The sequence below is a fragment of the Bradyrhizobium sp. i1.15.2 genome, from assembly GCF_040548425.1.
GTDB lineage: Bacteria > Pseudomonadota > Alphaproteobacteria > Rhizobiales > Xanthobacteraceae > Bradyrhizobium > Bradyrhizobium canariense.
This window is the reverse complement of sequence record NZ_JBEPRQ010000020.1, coordinates 114800-132165: the sequence shown is the minus strand read 5'-3', so window position 1 is coordinate 132165 and position 17366 is coordinate 114800. Positions and strand designations below refer to the sequence as shown.

Annotated in this window: 17 protein-coding genes; 15 read left to right on the top strand and 2 right to left on the bottom strand. The window is 64.1% G+C overall.

Annotated features, from left to right (window positions below):
* Nucleotides 1-157: 157 nt before the first annotated feature.
* Nucleotides 158-943, bottom strand: coding sequence for a substrate-binding domain-containing protein (locus ABIB80_RS28470; protein ID WP_007590610.1), 786 nt, complete (start codon nucleotides 941-943; stop codon nucleotides 158-160).
* A gap of 16 nt (nucleotides 944-959) precedes the next feature.
* Complete coding sequence (gene queF / locus ABIB80_RS28465) at nucleotides 960-1436, bottom strand: preQ(1) synthase (RefSeq protein ID WP_007590611.1); 477 nt, start codon at nucleotides 1434-1436, stop codon at nucleotides 960-962.
* Nucleotides 1437-1559: 123 nt separating this feature from the next.
* On the opposite strand from queF, the gene eno reads away from it, so the two are divergent.
* From eno to ABIB80_RS28390, 15 genes are all read left to right on the top strand, one after another.
* Complete coding sequence (gene eno, locus ABIB80_RS28460) at nucleotides 1560-2843, top strand: phosphopyruvate hydratase (protein WP_007590612.1); 1284 nt, start codon at nucleotides 1560-1562, stop codon at nucleotides 2841-2843.
* Nucleotides 2844-2877: 34 nt separating this feature from the next.
* Nucleotides 2878-4011: a zinc-binding dehydrogenase gene (locus ABIB80_RS28455; RefSeq protein ID WP_007590613.1), complete on the top strand. Its 1134-nt coding sequence runs from the start codon at nucleotides 2878-2880 to the stop codon at nucleotides 4009-4011.
* Between the two features lie 121 nt (nucleotides 4012-4132).
* Nucleotides 4133-5131, top strand: coding sequence for an MBL fold metallo-hydrolase (locus tag ABIB80_RS28450; RefSeq protein ID WP_007590615.1), 999 nt, complete (start codon nucleotides 4133-4135; stop codon nucleotides 5129-5131).
* Nucleotides 5132-5305: 174 nt separating this feature from the next.
* Nucleotides 5306-5857, top strand: a complete 552-nt coding sequence (locus ABIB80_RS28445) for an NADPH-dependent FMN reductase (RefSeq protein ID WP_219682164.1) — start codon at nucleotides 5306-5308, stop codon at nucleotides 5855-5857.
* Between the two features lie 236 nt (nucleotides 5858-6093).
* Nucleotides 6094-6411 carry an FtsB family cell division protein gene (locus ABIB80_RS28440; RefSeq protein WP_007590617.1) on the top strand — a complete coding sequence of 106 codons (318 nt, stop codon included), beginning with the start codon at nucleotides 6094-6096 and terminating at the stop codon, nucleotides 6409-6411.
* Nucleotides 6412-6578: 167 nt separating this feature from the next.
* Nucleotides 6579-7541, top strand: a complete 963-nt coding sequence (locus tag ABIB80_RS28435) for a helix-turn-helix domain-containing protein (RefSeq protein WP_007590618.1) — start codon at nucleotides 6579-6581, stop codon at nucleotides 7539-7541.
* 294 nt (nucleotides 7542-7835) lie between these two features.
* Nucleotides 7836-9353: an aldehyde dehydrogenase gene (gene adh, locus ABIB80_RS28430; RefSeq protein WP_007590619.1), complete on the top strand. Its 1518-nt coding sequence runs from the start codon at nucleotides 7836-7838 to the stop codon at nucleotides 9351-9353.
* Between the two features lie 267 nt (nucleotides 9354-9620).
* A complete protein-coding gene (pdhA, locus tag ABIB80_RS28425) occupies nucleotides 9621-10643 on the top strand; it encodes a pyruvate dehydrogenase (acetyl-transferring) E1 component subunit alpha (protein ID WP_007590620.1) in 1023 nt (340 codons plus the stop codon).
* 29 nt (nucleotides 10644-10672) lie between these two features.
* Complete coding sequence (locus ABIB80_RS28420) at nucleotides 10673-12055, top strand: pyruvate dehydrogenase complex E1 component subunit beta (RefSeq protein WP_007590621.1); 1383 nt, start codon at nucleotides 10673-10675, stop codon at nucleotides 12053-12055.
* A 3-nt stretch (nucleotides 12056-12058) separates the two neighbouring features.
* On the top strand, nucleotides 12059-12361 hold the full coding sequence (locus tag ABIB80_RS28415) for a DUF5076 domain-containing protein (RefSeq protein WP_007590623.1): 303 nt from the start codon (nucleotides 12059-12061) through the stop codon (nucleotides 12359-12361).
* Nucleotides 12362-12363: 2 nt separating this feature from the next.
* On the top strand, nucleotides 12364-12816 hold the full coding sequence (locus ABIB80_RS28410) for a nucleoside deaminase (RefSeq protein WP_007590624.1): 453 nt from the start codon (nucleotides 12364-12366) through the stop codon (nucleotides 12814-12816).
* Nucleotides 12817-12877: 61 nt separating this feature from the next.
* Nucleotides 12878-14227, top strand: a complete 1350-nt coding sequence (locus tag ABIB80_RS28405; RefSeq protein WP_007590625.1) for a pyruvate dehydrogenase complex dihydrolipoamide acetyltransferase — start codon at nucleotides 12878-12880, stop codon at nucleotides 14225-14227.
* A gap of 20 nt (nucleotides 14228-14247) precedes the next feature.
* The gene (locus ABIB80_RS28400; protein WP_007590626.1) at nucleotides 14248-14475 is read left to right on the top strand and encodes a hypothetical protein; all 228 of its coding nucleotides are present in this window, start codon (nucleotides 14248-14250) and stop codon (nucleotides 14473-14475) included.
* 17 nt (nucleotides 14476-14492) lie between these two features.
* Complete coding sequence (lpdA, locus tag ABIB80_RS28395; protein ID WP_007590627.1) at nucleotides 14493-15911, top strand: dihydrolipoyl dehydrogenase; 1419 nt, start codon at nucleotides 14493-14495, stop codon at nucleotides 15909-15911.
* A 130-nt stretch (nucleotides 15912-16041) separates the two neighbouring features.
* Entirely contained in the window at nucleotides 16042-17283 is a 1242-nt protein-coding gene (locus ABIB80_RS28390) for a threonine synthase (protein ID WP_354128852.1), read from the top strand.
* Nucleotides 17284-17366 lie beyond the last annotated feature (83 nt).

The following is a 17366-nucleotide window of genomic DNA, read 5'->3' as shown; positions in this document are numbered from 1 at the left end:
GCCTGGCTCAGAGAACTCTTGTGCCTCTTCCTGATCCAGCTATCGCATACGCTTGCCTGTCCGCTCCCGCTCAATTCGGCTTCTTAACGGACGACGAAGTATCGAGCTAACGCTCTTTGAGCTTTAGCAGCATCAATGCCGCCGGCCGGCGTAGGCGCTAGTTTCCGATCGGCTCCATGCCGCTTGCTATGATCGCGTCGCGGGCGGCCGGGGAAGCCAGGAACTTGATCAAGGCCCGGCCAGCCTCGGGCTCTTTGGAAACGCTTGCGATGCCGGCTGAGAAGATCGTGATCTGCTGCAATTCGTTCGGCAGCGGTCCGACGATATCGATCCCCTTCACGGGCTTCAGCTCGCTGATCTGCTGAAAGCCGAGCTCGGCATCGCCGTGGGCGACGATCTCGCCGACCGGCGTGGCCGGAATCTTGCGCGCCTTGTCCTTCATGACATCGGCAATGCCGAGCTTTCCAAACATTTCGGTCGAGACGTAGACGCCGCTGGCGCTGTCGGAATAGGCGATCGTCTTCGCCGCGAGCAACGCGCGCTTGACCGCCTCCACCGAGCTGATGTCCGGCTTCGGCGCGCCAGATTTCACGGCGACGCCGATCGGCGATCTCGTCAGGTCGACCTGGCTGCCGGCAACGACCTTGCCCTTGCTGGCGAGATCGGTGAGGGCGTAGCCCACCATGATCAGGACATCGGCCGCCTCGCCGCGCTCCAACCGGACGGGTATCGCATTGGTCGTGGTCCCCATCGACGGCCCATATTCCGTCAAGACCTTGTTGCCGGTGGCCTTCTCGAACTCGGGCACAAGCGCCTTGTAGGCAGCCGTCAGGCCGCCCGAGATCATCACCCGGACTTCGGCAGCCTCGGCCGCGCCGGTCAGCCACAGGATGCCCAGAAGGCCCAATCCAAGGTTTCGGAATGTTGCTGAGGTCGATTTCATTGTTGTTCCTCTCCCACTAACCCCTTCCGCGATAGGGCGCGACGCCCTGTTCCGGCACCCACAATCCCTTGGGCGCGCGGCCGGTCTGCCAGAACACGTCGATCGGGATGCCGCCGCGCGGATACCAATAGCCGCCGATGCGCAAGAACTTCGGCTTGATCTCGCTTGCGATGCGCTTGCCGATCATCACCGTGCAATCCTCGTGGAAGGCGCCGTGATTGCGGAAGCTCGCGATGTAGAGCTTGAGCGATTTCGACTCCAGCAACCATTGGCCGGGGGCGTAGTCGATCATCAGATGTGCGAAATCCGGCTGTCCGGTGACCGGGCAGAGCGAGGTGAACTCGGGCACGGTGAAACGGACCAGATAATCGGTGCCTCCTTGCGGATTGGGCACGCGGTCGAGTTTTGCCTTCTCGGGCGCATCCGGCCATTCCACGGCGCGGCCAAGCTGCAAAGCAGGGGAGTTGTTCGATTTGCTGGGTTTTTTCGACATCAGGCCGCCTCCGTGGCGCCCTCTTAGCCAATCATCGTGCGGCCGTCACCCGGCCTTTTCCGTTTCGATGCATTGCGGTAGAAGCACCCCAACTGACTGCTTAGTCCCCGAAAAGAGGCCCTCATGACCGCCATCATCGACATCATCGGACGCGAAATCCTGGATAGCCGTGGCAATCCCACCGTCGAGGTCGACGTCGTGCTGGAAGATGGTGCGCTCGGCCGTGCCGCCGTGCCGTCAGGCGCCTCGACCGGTGCCCATGAGGCGGTGGAACTGCGCGACGGCGACAAGGCCCGCTATCTCGGCAAGGGCGTCACCAAGGCGGTCGGCGCCGTCAACGGCGAGATCTTCGAGGCGCTGAGCGGCCTCGATGTCGAGCAGCAGGCCCAGCTCGACCAGATCATGATCGACCTCGACGGCACGCCGAACAAGAGCCGGCTGGGCGCCAACGCCATCCTCGGCGTGTCGCTCGCCTGCGCCAAGGCGGCCGCGAACTCGCTCGACATGCCGCTGTACCGTTACGTCGGCGGCACCTCCGCGCGTCTCTTGCCGGTGCCGATGATGAACATCATCAATGGCGGCATGCACGCCGACAACCCGATCGACTTCCAGGAGTTCATGATCCTCCCCGTGGGCGCGTCCTCCTTCGCCGAGGGCCTGCGCTACGGCGCGGAGGTCTTCCACACTCTGAAGTCCGAATTGAAGAAGGCCGGCCACAACACCAATGTCGGCGACGAGGGCGGCTTCGCCCCGAACCTGCCGTCCGCGGACGCCGCGCTCGAATTCGTCATGAACGCGATCGGCAAGGCCGGTTACAAGGCGGGCTCCGACATCGTCATCGGCCTCGACTGCGCCTCGACCGAGTTCTTCAAGGACGGCAAGTACGTCTACGAAGGCGAGGGCAAGACCCGCTCGATCTCCGAGCAGGCCAAGTACCTTGCCGACCTCGTCTCGCGCTATCCGATCGTGACCATCGAGGACGGCATGTCGGAAGACGACATGGACGGCTGGAAGGAGTTGACCGACCTCGTCGGCAAGAAGTGCCAGCTCGTCGGCGACGATCTCTTCGTCACCAACGTCAAGCGGCTCGCTGAAGGCATCAAGGCCGGACGGGCCAACTCGATCCTGATCAAGGTCAACCAGATCGGCACGCTGACCGAGACTCTCGCCGCCGTCGAGATGGCGCACAAGGCCGGCTACACCTCGGTGATGTCGCACCGCTCCGGCGAGACCGAGGATTCCACCATCGCCGACCTCGCGGTCGCCACCAATTGCGGACAGATCAAGACCGGCTCCCTTGCGCGCTCCGATCGCACCGCCAAATACAACCAGCTCTTGCGCATCGAGCAGCAGCTCGGCAAGCAGGCGCTCTACGGCGGCAAGGCGGCACTGAAGGCGCTGGCATAAGCCAGCGCTCGGACAAGGACAGGGGAGGATCGACATGAGCGACGGCAAGAACGGCCTGCAACTGCGTTCGCTGATCAAGAAGAGCGGTGAGCTCGAAATCTCGCTGCTCGACGTGCCGACCCCCGAGCCCGCCGCGGACGAGGTCGTCGTCCGCGTCGAGGCGGCGCCGATCAATCCGTCCGACCTCGGGCTCCTGATCGGCGCAGCCGATATGAGCACGGCAAAGGCTTCCGGCGACAAGGGTGCTCCCGTCATCACCGCGAAGGTGCCGGAAGGCGCGATGCGGGCGATGGCAGGCCGGCTCGACGAATCCATGCCGGTCGGTAACGAAGGCGCGGGAGTCGTGATCAGGACTGGCTCCTCGGATGCCGCGAAGGCGCTGATGGGCAAGACCGTCGCCATGATCGGCGGCGCGATGTACACCCAGTATCGCACGTTAAAAGTGCGCGAGTGCCTGCCGCTGCCGGAAGGCACCACGCCGGCCGAAGGTGCCTCCTGCTTCGTCAATCCGCTGACCGCGCTCGGCATGACCGAGACCATGCGGCGCGAGGGTCACAAGGCGCTGGTGCACACTGCGGCCGCATCCAATCTCGGCCAGATGCTGAACAAGATCTGCATCAAGGACGGCATCCCGCTGGTCAACATCGTGCGCAGCAAGGAGCAGGCCGACATCCTGCACAAGATCGGCGCCAAATACGTCGTCGATTCCACCGCGCCGAGCTTCCTCGGCGATCTCACCAATGCGCTGGTCGAGACCGGCGCCACCATCGCCTTCGACGCCATCGGCGGCGGCAAGCTCGCCGGCGACATCCTCAACTGCATGGAAGTCGCGATCAACAAGACCGCGAAGGAATACAGCCGCTACGGCTCCAACGTGCACAAGCAGGTCTACGTCTATGGCGCGCTCGATGTCCGCCCGATCGAGCTGCCGCGCGGCTTCGGCATGGCCTGGGGCGTCGGCGGCTGGCTGCTGTTTCCGTTCCTGATGAAGATCGGGCAGGCGGACGGGGCCAGGCTGCGCCAGCGCGTCGTCGACGAACTGAAGACCACGTTTGCCAGCCACTACACCAAGGTGGTGTCGCTTTCTGAGGCGCTCGATCCCGTCAACATCGCGGTCTACGCCAAACGCGCCACCGGCGAAAAATTCCTCATCAACCCAAATAAATAATCGGCACGTGCGACGGCACGTCACCCAAAGAAGGTCTTGCCTTCTGAGCGAAGCGGGAGATTATTCCGCCGCCATCGAAAGCGGACAAAACCGCAAGGCGCGCTCAGAAGGGGACTTCTCCATGACCGATCTCAATCGCCGCCATCTGCTCGCAGGCGCCGCCGTCCTCGGTGCGGCTGCGATGACCAAGCTTGGATTGACCACCGCCAATGCCGCGGTGCCGCAAGCCGGCACGCAGGCGCCGGGCTTCTACCGCTACAAGGTCGGCAGCTACGAGTGCACCTCGATCAATGACGGTGCGCGCACTTTCCCGATGCCGGACAAGTTCGTCGTCAACGCGTCGAAGGAGGAAGCGCTGGCCGCGGGCGAGGCGGCCTACATGCCGAAGGGCATGGTCACGGTGCCGTTCAACCCGCAGCTCATCAACACCGGCTCCAAGCTCGTGCTGATCGACACCGGCAACGGTGTCGCCAATCTCGAGCCCAGCAAGGGCGCGGTCGGCCGCACGCTGCAGAACCTCCAGGCCGCCGGAGTCGACCCAAAGAGCATCGATGTCGTGCTGCTCTCGCATCTACATCCCGACCACACCAACGGCATTCGTCTCGCCGACGGCGCGCTCGCCTTTCCGAATGCGGAGATCATGGTGCCGGGCAAGGACTGGGAGTTCTGGACCAGCGATGACAACGCCGCCAAGGCCGAGTCCAACGCGATGATGAAGAACTACTTCGCCAACGTGAAGAAGACCTTTGCCGGCCTCGAATCCAAGGTCACGAAGTACGAGTGGGGCAAGGAGGTCGCGCCGGGCATCACGTCGATCGCGACGCCCGGCCACACCCCCGGGCACACCTCGTTTGCGGTGGCCTCGGGCGATGCCAAGGTGCTGATCCAGTCCGACGTCACCAACATTCCCGAATTCTTCCTGCGCAATCCGGACTGGCATGTGGTGTTCGACACCGATGCTGCGCTGGCGCAGGAGACCCGCCACAAATTCTATGACATGGCGGCAGCCGAAAAGGCGACCGTGATCGGCTTCCACTTCACCTTCCCCTCGGTCGGCCATGTCGAGAAGGACGGTGCCAAATATCGCCTGATCCCGTCGGCGTGGAATCCGACGATCTGAACCGATTTGCGGATTGTACCAACGACTCAGGCCGCCACTTGCGGCCTGATGGTTTGGGCAACCGTTCAGAAACCCAGCGTTTCCAAATCCGATCGGTCCATGCACTTGCATCCATCACTCGGGATCGCTTAAGTGCCGCCCCGGCACTCCCGCTGAAGATTTCAAGGACACTCCATGGCCTACAATATTGTCACGATCGCCGGCAGCCTGCGCAAGGACAGCTTTTCGCTGAAGATCGCCAATGCGCTCGCCAAGCTCGCGCCGGCCTCGCTCAAGCTCGAGGTCATCACGCCGGCCGGCATCTCGTTCTTCAATCAGGACCTCGAGGGCGCGCCGCCGGCCGACTGGCTGTCTTTTCGCGAAAAGATCCAGAAGTCGGACGGCGTCATCTTCGTCACGCCGGAATACAATCGGGCGATCCCGGGCGTGCTGAAGAACGCCATCGACGTCGCCTCGCGGCCCTATGGCAAGAGCTCGTTCAACGGCAAGCCGGTCGGCATCATCGCGAACTCGCCGGGCCCGCTCGGCGGCGTCAGCGCCGCCAAGACGCTGCAGAACATCCTGCCGGGCATTTCCGGCCCGATCATGCAGCAGCCGGAGGCCTATTTGAACGGAGTGGGCGACGCGTTCGACGCTGAGGGCAACCTGACCAAGGAGTCCCTGAAGCCCGTGCTCCAGGCCTATATCGACGCGTTTGCGGTGCACGTCGCGAAGCATCACGGCTGAGGCCAAATCGCCCGCAGCCACAGCATAGGCCCTCATCCTGAGGAGAACGCGAAGCGTTCGTCTCGAAGGATGGCTCCGGGAAACTGCCGTGCCTTCATGGTTCTCGCGGCGATGCGAAGCATCGTCCGCGAGACGGCGCTTTGCGCCTCCTCGCCATGAGGGTCCGCTAGCGTCGCGCGCGGGGCCAGCGGCCGGAAATTAGCACGCCCTTAACCAACCTGTCCCATCTTCCCAAGATGGTCTCCCGCGCGCGCCTGAAATCGATCCTGACCGGTCTTGCCCTCTATGCGATGGCGGCTGCCATCGTCGGTTATTTCGGTGTCAACGCCTATACCGGCAAATACGGCCTCAACGCCCGCCAGGAGCTCGACCAGGAGATCGTGGCGCTGACCAGCGAGCTGGCTCAGCTCAAGCGCGAGCGTGCCAGGAGCGAGCAGCGCGTTTCGCTGCTGCGCTCCGCGAAGATCGACCCCGACATGCTGGACGAGCGGGCGCGCTTCCAGCTCGACTACGTCAATCCGCGCGATCTCGTCCGGACGATCCCGGCGAACTAACCACTCTTCCTAAAGTTGAAGACTTCCAAGTTGAAGCCTGGAACCGGACTGCCGCCTTGACGGCAGCGCCGCAAAGGGCTCATGGCTGCCAGCGCCATGGCCAGGGTTGACGCAGATCAACCGGGCCGTGCCGGCACCGTTTAGATTGCCACCTGGAGGAAACAGTGATGAATGGGCAATCCCCCCGGCATCACGCGGCCCGTGTCGAGGCCGCCATTACGTCAGGCCAGGCGGCACGCTCGTCGCTTGTGGCCTCGTGGCGCCGTTCGTCCAGATTGCATCGTCTCGATCCCGCAGGCCGCAGCTCACCGAACCGGCTGAGCGAAGCCGAGTTGCACCACGCGCGCGAGCGCATCGCGCCGCTGCTCGCCGCTGCGCGAGGTGCAATGGACCGGCTCTACCAGGCGGTCGGCGCCAGCGGCTGCTGCGTGCTTCTCGCCGACGGCGAGGGCGTGCCGGTCGATCGCCGCGGCACCCCGGCGGACGATGCGACATTTCAGTCCTGGGGCCTCTGGACCGGCGCGCTTTGGAGCGAGGAGCATGAGGGCACCAACGGCATTGGTACCTGCCTCGTCGAGCAGCGCCCGCTGACGATCGACCGCGACCAGCATTTCTTCACCCGAAACACGCTTCTGAGCTGCACTGCCGTTCCGATCTACGACCATGAGGCTGCGTTCGCGGGCGTGCTCGACGTCTCCTCCTGCCGCGCCGACCGCACTGACTTGTTTTCCAATCTGATCGCGCTCGCGGCCGGCGAGGCGGCCAAGCGTATCGAGGCCGATCTGTTTCGCAGGGCCTTCGCCCACGCCCGCATCGTGCTGACGCAAGCTGCGGACGGCCAGTGCGGCGGCCTCGTTGCGGTCGATGCGGACGATCTCGTGATCGGCGCGACCAGGACTGCCCGGGCGGGACTGGGGCTCGCGCCGGGTCGGGCGTTGCGACCAGTGCCTGCGGCCGATCTCCTTGGCGGCGACACCGCGCGCGACCATCTTGCCGGCGGTCAACGCGCGGTGTTGCAGCGGGCTCTGCTCCGCGCCGGCGGCAATGTCTCGGCGGCCGCCAAGGCCCTCGGCGTCAGCCGCGCCACGCTGCACAGAAAGCTCAAGCGGTTCGAGCTGAACGCGCATTGAGCTGCTGGTAGATATTCATGGTGAGGAGACCGCGAAGCGGTCGTCACGAACCACAAGAGGCCCTGCTGTCACCACCAGCCATCCTTCGAGACGCGCGCACGAGCGCGCTCCTCAGGATGAGGTCAGTATGTGCGGCGGCATGACGTGCAGCCTCGACACCTGTCGCAGAACTGCGACAGGTCGGCTCCGTCATCGCTCCCATCAGGGCTGACAGAAGACGCCTCCCGGGACATCGTCGATGCAAGTCGCGACCACGCGACGAATTGCGCAAACAGCAAACATCGGGAGTGATCAATGAACAAGGTAGAATTCCTCAGCGTCACCAAAATTCCCTTCGCCGAACGCTACGACAATTTCATCGGCGGCAAGTTCGTCGCGCCGATCGCCGGCAAGTATTTCGACAATGCCTCGCCGGTGACGGGCCAGATCGTCTGCAAGATCGCGCGCTCCGACGCGCAGGACGTCGAAGCAGCCCTCGATGCAGCGCATGCCGCGAAGGCCGCCTGGGGCCGCACCAGCGTCGCCGAGCGCGCCGCGATGCTGAACCGGATCGCCGACCGCATGGAAGACAATCTCGAGCGTCTCGCCATCGCCGAGACCTGGGACAACGGCAAGCCGATCCGCGAGACCCGCGCCGCCGACCTGCCGCTGGCGATCGACCACTTCCGCTATTTCGCCGGCGCCATCCGCGCCCAGGAAGGCAGTCTCTCCGAGATCGATCACGACACCGTCGCCTATCATTTCCACGAACCGCTCGGCGTGGTCGGCCAGATCATTCCCTGGAACTTCCCGCTGCTGATGGCCTGCTGGAAGCTCGCGCCCGCGCTCGCCGCCGGCAATTGCGTTGTGCTCAAGCCGGCCGAGCAGACCCCGGCCTCGATCATGGTCTGGGCCGAGATCATCGGCGACATTCTGCCGCCCGGCGTCCTCAACATCGTCAACGGCTTTGGGCTGGAAGCCGGCAAGCCCCTGGCCTCGAGCCCGCGCATCGCCAAGATCGCCTTCACCGGCGAGACCACGACGGGCCGGCTGATCATGCAATATGCCAGCCAGAACCTCATTCCCGTCACGCTCGAGCTCGGCGGCAAGTCGCCCAACATCTTCTTCAGCGACGTCACCGCCGAAGACGACGATTTCTTCGACAAGGCGATCGAAGGTTTCGTCATGTTCGCGCTGAACCAGGGCGAGGTCTGCACCTGTCCGAGCCGGGCGCTGGTCCATGCCGATATCTATGACCGCTTCATGGATCGGGCGCTGAAGCGCGTCGCCGCGATCAAGCAGGGCGACCCGCGCGCGGCCGACACCATGATCGGTGCGCAGGCGTCGGGCGAGCAGCTCGCAAAAATCCTCTCCTACATCGACATCGGCAAGCAAGAGGGGGCAAAGGTGCTGGCCGGCGGCGGACGCGCCGAGCTCGGCGGCGATCTCGCCGGCGGCTTCTACGTCCAGCCGACCGTGTTCGAGGGCCACAACAAGATGCGCGTCTTCCAGGAGGAGATCTTCGGCCCCGTCGTTTCGGTCACGACCTTCAAGAGCGACGAAGAGGCGCTCGAGATCGCCAACGACACGCCCTATGGCCTGGGGGCCGGCGTCTGGAGCCGCGACGCCAACCGCTGCTATCGCTTCGGCCGGGCGATCCAGGCCGGCCGGGTCTGGACCAACTGCTACCATGCCTATCCCGCGCATGCGGCCTTCGGCGGCTACAAGCAGTCGGGCGTCGGGCGCGAGACCCACAAGATGATGCTCGATCACTACCAGCAGACCAAGAACCTGCTGGTCAGCTACAGCCCCAAGAAGCTCGGCTTCTTCTGATCGGGCGGGCGGAGAGGGCGGCGCCGTTCTGCGCCGCCCGTTCCAAATGTCGGGACCGCGTTGGCTCAACGTTGCTTGACGCGGCCACGAATCTGCGCGTGCGGCGACCGTGTCGATTTGTTGCCCGATCCGCGTCAAAGATTTTGCAATATTACGATCACGTTGCAGTGCGGCATAATGAAAGTCGTGCCATGCCGCCGCGGTGCTTTCCAAGGGCGTTTGACTTGGGTTAGAGAGGGCTGAAGTTTTCTCTGACCCGGAATTCCCATGGCCGCACCCAAGAAAGCCGCCGCAAGCACTGCACAGGACAAGACCGACGGCGGTTCGCCCCCGGAATTCACCAGAGAGCAGGAGCTCAAGGCGCTCCGCGACATGCTCCTGATCCGGCGGTTCGAGGAAAAGGCCGGCCAGCTCTACGGCATGGGCGCGATCGGCGGCTTCTGCCACCTTTATATCGGCCAGGAGGCCGTGGTGGTCGGGATGCAGATGGCCCTGAAGCCGGGCGATCAGGTCATCACCGGCTATCGCGATCACGGCCATATGCTCGCCACCGGCATGGAGGCCAACGGCGTCATGGCCGAGCTCACGGGCCGTCGCGGCGGCTATTCCAAGGGCAAGGGCGGCTCCATGCACATGTTCAGCAAGGAGAAGCACTTTTACGGCGGCCACGGCATCGTCGGCGCCCAGGTCTCGCTCGGCACCGGGCTCGCTTTCGCCAATCACTATCGCGACAACGACAATGTCAGCGTCACCTATTTCGGCGACGGTGCGGCCAACCAGGGCCAGGTCTATGAGAGCTTCAACATGGCGGAGCTCTGGAAGCTGCCGGTGATCTACGTCATCGAGAACAACCGCTACGCCATGGGCACTTCGGTCTCGCGCGCCTCGGCGCAGCAGGATTTCTCTAAGCGCGGCGCCTCCTTCAACATTCCCGGCCAGCAGGTCGACGGCATGGACGTCCGTGCCGTCAAGGCCGCCGGCGACGAAGCTGCGGCCTGGTGCCGCGCCGGCAAGGGACCCTTCATCCTGGAGATGCAGACCTACCGTTATCGCGGCCACTCGATGTCCGATCCCGCAAAGTACAGAACGCGCGAGGAGGTCGAGAAAGTCCGCCACGACCAGGATCCGATCGAGCAGGTGCGCAACCGCCTGTTGGCCGCCAAGGTCAGCGAGCAGGATCTGAAGGCGATCGACGCCGAGGTGCGCGACATCGTCAATGCGTCCGCCGATTTCGCCCAGCATGATCCCGAGCCGGATGCCGCCGAGCTCTGGACCGATATTTACCGCTGAACGCGCGCAAGCTTTCTTTTGGAGTCGATATGCCAATTCAAGTGCTGATGCCCGCGTTGTCGCCCACGATGGAGAAGGGCAACCTCTCCAAATGGCTGAAAAAAGAGGGTGAGACGATCAAGTCCGGCGACGTCATCGCCGAGATCGAGACAGACAAGGCGACCATGGAGGTCGAGGCGACCGATGAAGGTACGCTCGGCAAGATCCTGATCCCCGAGGGCACAGCCGACGTTGCCGTGAACACGCCGATTGCGACGATTCTCGCCGATGGCGAGAGTGCCGCCGATCTCGCCAAGGCGCCCGCTCCGCAGCAGAAGGCTGCCGAATCCGCAGCGCCCGCCGCTGCAAAAGCCGAAGCGCCAGCTCCCAAGGCTGCGCCGGCACCGCAGGCCGTCGCAGAGCCCGACCCGGAAGTGCCTGCCGGCACCGAGATGGTGACGCAGACCATCCGTGAAGCCCTGCGCGATGCCATGGCCGAAGAGATGCGCCGCGACGCCGACGTCTTCGTGATGGGCGAAGAGGTCGCCGAATACCAAGGCGCCTACAAGGTGACGCAAGGGCTGCTTCAGGAATTCGGCGCCAAGCGCGTGATCGACACGCCGATCACCGAGCACGGCTTTGCCGGCATTGGGGTCGGCGCCGCGATGAGCGGGTTGAAGCCGATCGTCGAGTTCATGACCTTCAACTTTGCCATGCAGGCAATCGACCAGATCATCAACTCCGCGGCAAAGACGCTCTACATGTCCGGCGGCCAGATGGGCTGCTCGATCGTGTTCCGCGGGCCTAACGGCGCCGCTTCCCGCGTGGCCGCCCAGCACAGCCAGGATTATTCGTCCTGGTATTCCAATGTCCCGGGCCTCAAGGTCGTCGCGCCGTTCTCGGCCGCTGATTACAAGGGCCTGCTCAAGGCTGCGATCCGCGATCCCAACCCGGTGATCTTCCTCGAGAACGAGATGCTCTACGGTCACACTGGCGAGGTGCCGAAGCTCGACGATTTCGTGATTCCGATCGGCAAGGCGCGCATCGTGCGCTCCGGCAGCCATGTCACGATCATCTCGTGGTCGAACGGCATGAGCTACGCGCTGAAGGCCGCCGACGAACTCGCCAAGGACGGCATCGAGGCCGAAGTGATCGATCTGCGCACGCTGCGCCCGATGGACACCGAGACGATCGTCAACTCGGTCAAGAAGACGGGACGTGCCGTCACGGTGGAAGAGGGCTGGGCCCAGAGCGGTGTCGGCGCCGAGATCGCCGCGCGGATCATGGAGTATGCCTTCGACTATCTGGATGCGCCTGTAGCCCGCGTCTCCGGCAAGGACGTGCCGATGCCCTATGCCGCGAACCTGGAAAAGCTCGCGCTGCCTTCGGCTGCCGAAGTGGTCGAGGCCGCCAAAGCCGTCTGCTACAGGTAGACCATGGCGGGTCCGAAGGAGCAGCCACTACCACCCGACGTTCTCGTCCGCGATGATGCGGTCGAGATCCTGCGCGTGTTCGTGCTGGACGGCGGGCTGTCGATGGCGTTTCAGCGGGCCTTCGACGAACCCGACATGTGGGGCCTGCTGCTCGTCGATCTCGCCCGTCACGCCGCGCGCGCCTATGCGCGCGAGAGCGAATACACCGAGGAGGACGCGCTGAACCGGATCATCGAGATGTTCCAGGCCGAGATCGAGCGTCCCACCGACACCGGCACCACGACGCCGCGCGGGAAGGGGCACTGACCGTGGCGATCGAATCCTATCATTTCGATTTCATGCTGGAGGCGATCCGCGAGGCGGAAGCCTCGATCGCGCAAGGCGGCCTGCCGATCGGCGCCGTGCTGACCCGCGACAACAAGGTCATCGCCCGCGGCCACAACAACCGCGTGCAGGAGAACAATCCGATCCTGCACGGCGAGATGAGTTGCCTGCGCGAGGCGGGTGCGATCTCGTTCCACGATACCGTCATGTACACGACGCTGTCGCCATGCGCGATGTGCGCCGGTGCGCTCGCGCTGTTCAAGGTCAAGCTCGTGGTGATCGGAGAGTCCGTCACCTTCGAAGGCTCCAAGGACATTCTCGACAAGTTCGGCATCCCGTGGATCGACCTTGCCGACGACCGCTCCATCACCATGATGAAGAATTGGCGTTCCATCCCGGCCAATGAGCGCCTGTGGCAGGGCGACATCGGCAACTAAACCTGGTCTGTTCGTCTCCGGTCCGGAGACGGATTTTTGCAAAGTTCTTCTTGAGGTCAGCATGCCCATCAACATCCTGATGCCCGCTCTTTCGCCGACGATGGAGAAGGGCAACCTCGCCAAGTGGCTGAAGAAGGAAGGCGACAAGGTCAAATCCGGCGACGTCATCGCCGAGATCGAGACCGACAAGGCGACCATGGAGGTCGAGGCCATCGACGAGGGCACGATCGCCAGGATCCTCGTGCCAGAGGGCACGCAGGACGTGCCGGTCAATGACGTGATCGCTGTGCTGGCCGGCGAGGGCGAGGACGTGAAGGCGGCAGGCGCCGCCAAGCCCAGCGCTTCGGCCGTGCCTCCGAAAGCTGCTGAAGCTCCCGCTGCTGCGCCGGCTGCTGCGCCTGCCGCGCCCAAGGCCGCGCCGGCGCCCGCCGCCGCACCTGCACCGCAGGCCGCAGCACCGGCTGCGCAGAGCAACGGCCACGCCGGCCGCGTGTTCTCCTCGCCGCTGGCGCGCCGGCTCGCCAAGGAAGCCGGCGTCGATGTTGCGATGGTGACCGGCACCGGCCCGCACGGCCGCGTCGTCGCGCGCGACGTGGAGCAGGCCAAGTCCGGCAAGGGCCTGAAGGCACCCGCGGCGGCGCCGTCGGGCGCGCCCTCGACCGCGCCGACCATGTCGGACAAGCAGATCCTGTCGCTGTTCGAACCCGGCTCCTACGAGGTCGTCCCGCATGACGGTATGCGCCGTACGATTGCGCAGCGCCTGACCGCGTCGATCCAGAACGTCCCGCACTTCTACCTCACCATCGACTGCGACATCGGCAAGCTGCTCGCCGCGCGCGAGGAGATCAATGCGGCTGCTCCCAAGGACAAGGAGAAGAAGCCGCTCTACAAGATCTCGGTCAACGACTTCGTCATCAAGGCGATGGCGGTGGCGCTGCAGAAGATCCCGAATTGCAATGTGAGCTGGACCGAATCCGGCATGGTCAAGCACCATCATTCCGACGTCGGCGTTGCGGTGGCGATGCCCGGCGGCCTGATCACGCCGATCATCCGCAAGGCCGAGACCAAGACGCTGTCGACCATCTCCAACGAGATGAAAGATTTTGCGACCCGCGCCCGCTCGCGCAAGCTGAAGCCCGAAGAATACCAGGGCGGCACGACGGCCGTCTCGAACCTCGGCATGTTCGGCATCAGCCACTTCACCGCCGTGATCAATCCGCCGCATGCCACCATCCTCGCAGTCGGCACCAGCGAGGAGCGGCCTGTGGTCCGCGGCGGCAAGATCGAGATCGCCAACATGATGAGCGTGACATTGTCGTGCGATCACCGCGCCATCGACGGCGCTCTCGGTGCCGAGCTGATCGGGGCCTTCAAGCAGCTGATCGAAAATCCCGTCATGATGATGGTGTAGCCCGGGGAGGCGCGGGGTGAATGCGGACGCGTTGGCCCTGGATCTCCTTGTTGCTCTCGGCTGTGGTTGCACTCAATCCGGTCGGGCTCGATATTCTGCATTCCGCGTTCTTTGCCGGCGAGCAGCTGGCACGGAGCATCGGCCAGGCGGTCATTATGATCGCGTTGGCTATCATGGCCGGCGCGATCCTGCTCGAATGGCTGGTCAGGGTTTTGATTTCCAGGCGCCGCGCCCGCGGCACCTCTTGAGTTGAACGGGAGCCGCCATGGCCGATACATCCTTCGACATCATCATCATCGGCTCCGGTCCCGGCGGCTATGTCACCGCTATCCGGGCCGCCCAGCTCGGCTTCAAGGTCGCGATTGTCGAGAAATCCTATCTCGGCGGCATCTGCCTGAACTGGGGCTGCATCCCGACCAAAGCGCTGCTGCGCTCCGCCGAGATCTACCACTACATGCAGCACGCCAAGGATTACGGCCTGTCGGCCGATAACGTCTCGTTCGATCCGAAGGCCGTGGTGCAGCGCTCGCGCGGCGTCTCGAAGCGGCTGAACGACGGCGTCGGCTTCCTCATGAAGAAGAACAAGGTGAGCGTGATCTGGGGCGCGGCTTCGATCGACGCGCCCGGCAAGGTGACGGTAAAGAAGTCCGACGTCGAGGGGCCCAAGGGCGCGCTCGGCGAGGGGGCTTATCAGGCCAAGCACATCATCGTCGCGACCGGAGCGCGGCCGCGGGTGCTGCCGGGACTCGAGCCCGACAAGAAGCTGATCTGGACCTACTTTGAAGCGATGGTGCCGGAGCGGATGCCGAAATCGCTGCTGGTGATGGGCTCGGGTGCGATCGGGATCGAGTTCGCATCGTTCTTCAAGACGATGGGGTCGGATGTCACGGTGGTCGAGGTGCTGCCGCAGATCCTGCCGGTCGAGGACGCGGAGATTGCCGGACTTGCCCGCAAGCGCCTCGAGAAGCAGGGCATCAAGATCCTCACCAACACGGGTGTGACGAAGCTCGAAAAGAAGAGCGACAGCGTGGTCGCGACGCTCGACGACGGCAAGGCGAAGCAGACCGCCGAGTTCGAGCGCGTGATCTCTGCCGTCGGCGTGGTCGGCAATATCGAGTATCTCGGCCTCGAAAAGCTCGGCGTCAAAACCGAGCGCGGCTGCATCGTGATCGACGGCTACGGCAAGACCAACGTTCCCGGCATCTATGCCATCGGTGACGTCGCGGGTCCCCCGATGCTGGCCCACAAGGCCGAGCATGAGGGCGTGATCTGCGTCGAGGCCATCAAGGGCCTGCATCCGCACCCCATGGACAAGCTGATGATCCCCGGCTGCACCTATTGCAACCCGCAGGTCGCCTCGGTCGGCCTGACCGAAGCCAAGGCCAAGGAGAATGGCCGCGAGATCCGCGTCGGCCGCTTTCCCTTTGTCGGCAACGGCAAGGCGATCGCGCTCGGCGAGGACCAGGGCATGGTCAAGGTCATCTTCGACAAGAAGACCGGTCAGCTGCTCGGCGCCCATATGGTCGGCGCGGAGGTCACCGAGCTGATCCAGGGCTACGTCGTCGCCATGAACCTGGAGACCACGGAAGAAGAGCTGATGCACACCGTGTTCCCGCATCCGACGCTGTCGGAGATGATGAAGGAAGCCGTGCTGGATGCGTATGGACGGGTGCTGAATCTTTGACGACCACTGCCGCCGTCATTGCGAGCGCAGCGAAGCAATCCAGAATCTTTCCGCAGCGGCAGTCTGGATTGCTTCGCTACGCTCGCAATGACGAGCAGTAGGGCCTGCAAAACAAGAAGGAAATCACCCCATGCAAGACAACGACAATCTCACCATCAAACGCCCGACCTTCGTCACCCATCTCGAATGCGCGATGGAGGGCGATCACTACGCCGCCGATCAGGTCCACAACCTCTCCAAGGCCGGCAAGCCCCTTTTGGTGCGCTACGACCTCGCCGGTGTGAAGAAGGCGCTGACCAAGGACGCGTTGGCGCAGCGCCCCGCCGACATGTGGCGCTACCGCGAGCTGCTGCCCGTGCGCAAATGCCAGGACATCGTCTCGCTCGGCGAAGTCACGACCCCGCTGATCCGCCTGCCCAAGCTCGGCGCAAAGCTCGGCGGCGGCGAGATCATCGTCAAGGACGAGGGGCGGCTGCCGACCGGCTCGTTCAAGGCGCGCGGCCTCGTGATGGCGGTGTCGATGGGCAAGGCGCTCGGCATCAAACACATGGCGATGCCGACCAACGGGAATGCCGGGGCGGCGCTCGCCGCTTACGCCACAAGCTGTGGCATCAAGACCACGATTTTCTGTCCGGCCGATACGCCCGAGGTGAACGTCAGCGAGATCGAGCTTCAGGGCGCGACCGTCTATCGCGTCAACGGCTATATCGACGATTGCGGCAAGATCGTCGGCGAGGGCAAGACGAAAGTCGGCTGGTTCGACACCTCGACCTTGAAGGAGCCGTACCGGATCGAAGGCAAGAAGACGATGGGGCTGGAACTCGCCGAGCAGCTCGGCTGGGACGTGCCCGACGTGATCTTCTATCCGACCGGCGGCGGCACCGGCCTGATCGGCATGTGGAAGGCCTTCGACGAGCTCGAAAAGATCGGCTTCATCGGAAGCAAGCGCCCGCGCATGGTCGCGGTGCAGGCCTCCGGCTGCGCGCCGATGGTGCGCGCGTACGAAGCGGGCACCGAGCATGCCACACGCTGGGAGGACGCCCACACCATCGCGTCAGGCATTCGCGTGCCGCAGGCGATCGGCGACTTTCTCATTTTGCGCGCGGTGCGCGAGAGCAAGGGCTTTGCCATTGCAGTCGACGACGACAAGATCTCTGCCGCGCTGAACGAGGTCGCGCGCGAGGAGGGGCTGTTGCTCTGCCCTGAAGGTGCTGCGACCTACGCCGCCTACAAGGACAGCCTCGCCGACGGCCGCGTCTCGAAGGGTGACCGCGTGATGCTGTTCAACTGCGCCACCGGCCTGAAATACCCGCTGCCGCCGGTCACCCGCACGCTCGATCGCCACAAGCCGATCGACTATTCGCAGTTCTAGCGCGGCATTTCGTCCCTTCACGAACGATCCCTCTTCCCGTACGCGGGAAGAGACAAAAACAACAATGACATTGCTGGGGAGAA

Coding starts and splice junctions, on each gene's coding strand:
- ABIB80_RS28470 (WP_007590610.1), bottom strand. CDS start 943: ATGAAATCGACCTCAGCAACATTCCGAAACCTTGGATTGGGCCTTCTG.
- queF (WP_007590611.1), bottom strand. CDS start 1,436: ATGTCGAAAAAACCCAGCAAATCGAACAACTCCCCTGCTTTGCAGCTT.
- eno (WP_007590612.1), top strand. CDS start 1,560: ATGACCGCCATCATCGACATCATCGGACGCGAAATCCTGGATAGCCGT.
- ABIB80_RS28455 (WP_007590613.1), top strand. CDS start 2,878: ATGAGCGACGGCAAGAACGGCCTGCAACTGCGTTCGCTGATCAAGAAG.
- ABIB80_RS28450 (WP_007590615.1), top strand. CDS start 4,133: ATGACCGATCTCAATCGCCGCCATCTGCTCGCAGGCGCCGCCGTCCTC.
- ABIB80_RS28445 (WP_219682164.1), top strand. CDS start 5,306: ATGGCCTACAATATTGTCACGATCGCCGGCAGCCTGCGCAAGGACAGC.
- ABIB80_RS28440 (WP_007590617.1), top strand. CDS start 6,094: ATGGTCTCCCGCGCGCGCCTGAAATCGATCCTGACCGGTCTTGCCCTC.
- ABIB80_RS28435 (WP_007590618.1), top strand. CDS start 6,579: ATGAATGGGCAATCCCCCCGGCATCACGCGGCCCGTGTCGAGGCCGCC.
- adh (WP_007590619.1), top strand. CDS start 7,836: ATGAACAAGGTAGAATTCCTCAGCGTCACCAAAATTCCCTTCGCCGAA.
- pdhA (WP_007590620.1), top strand. CDS start 9,621: ATGGCCGCACCCAAGAAAGCCGCCGCAAGCACTGCACAGGACAAGACC.
- ABIB80_RS28420 (WP_007590621.1), top strand. CDS start 10,673: ATGCCAATTCAAGTGCTGATGCCCGCGTTGTCGCCCACGATGGAGAAG.
- ABIB80_RS28415 (WP_007590623.1), top strand. CDS start 12,059: ATGGCGGGTCCGAAGGAGCAGCCACTACCACCCGACGTTCTCGTCCGC.
- ABIB80_RS28405 (WP_007590625.1), top strand. CDS start 12,878: ATGCCCATCAACATCCTGATGCCCGCTCTTTCGCCGACGATGGAGAAG.
- ABIB80_RS28400 (WP_007590626.1), top strand. CDS start 14,248: ATGCGGACGCGTTGGCCCTGGATCTCCTTGTTGCTCTCGGCTGTGGTT.
- lpdA (WP_007590627.1), top strand. CDS start 14,493: ATGGCCGATACATCCTTCGACATCATCATCATCGGCTCCGGTCCCGGC.
- ABIB80_RS28390 (WP_354128852.1), top strand. CDS start 16,042: ATGCAAGACAACGACAATCTCACCATCAAACGCCCGACCTTCGTCACC.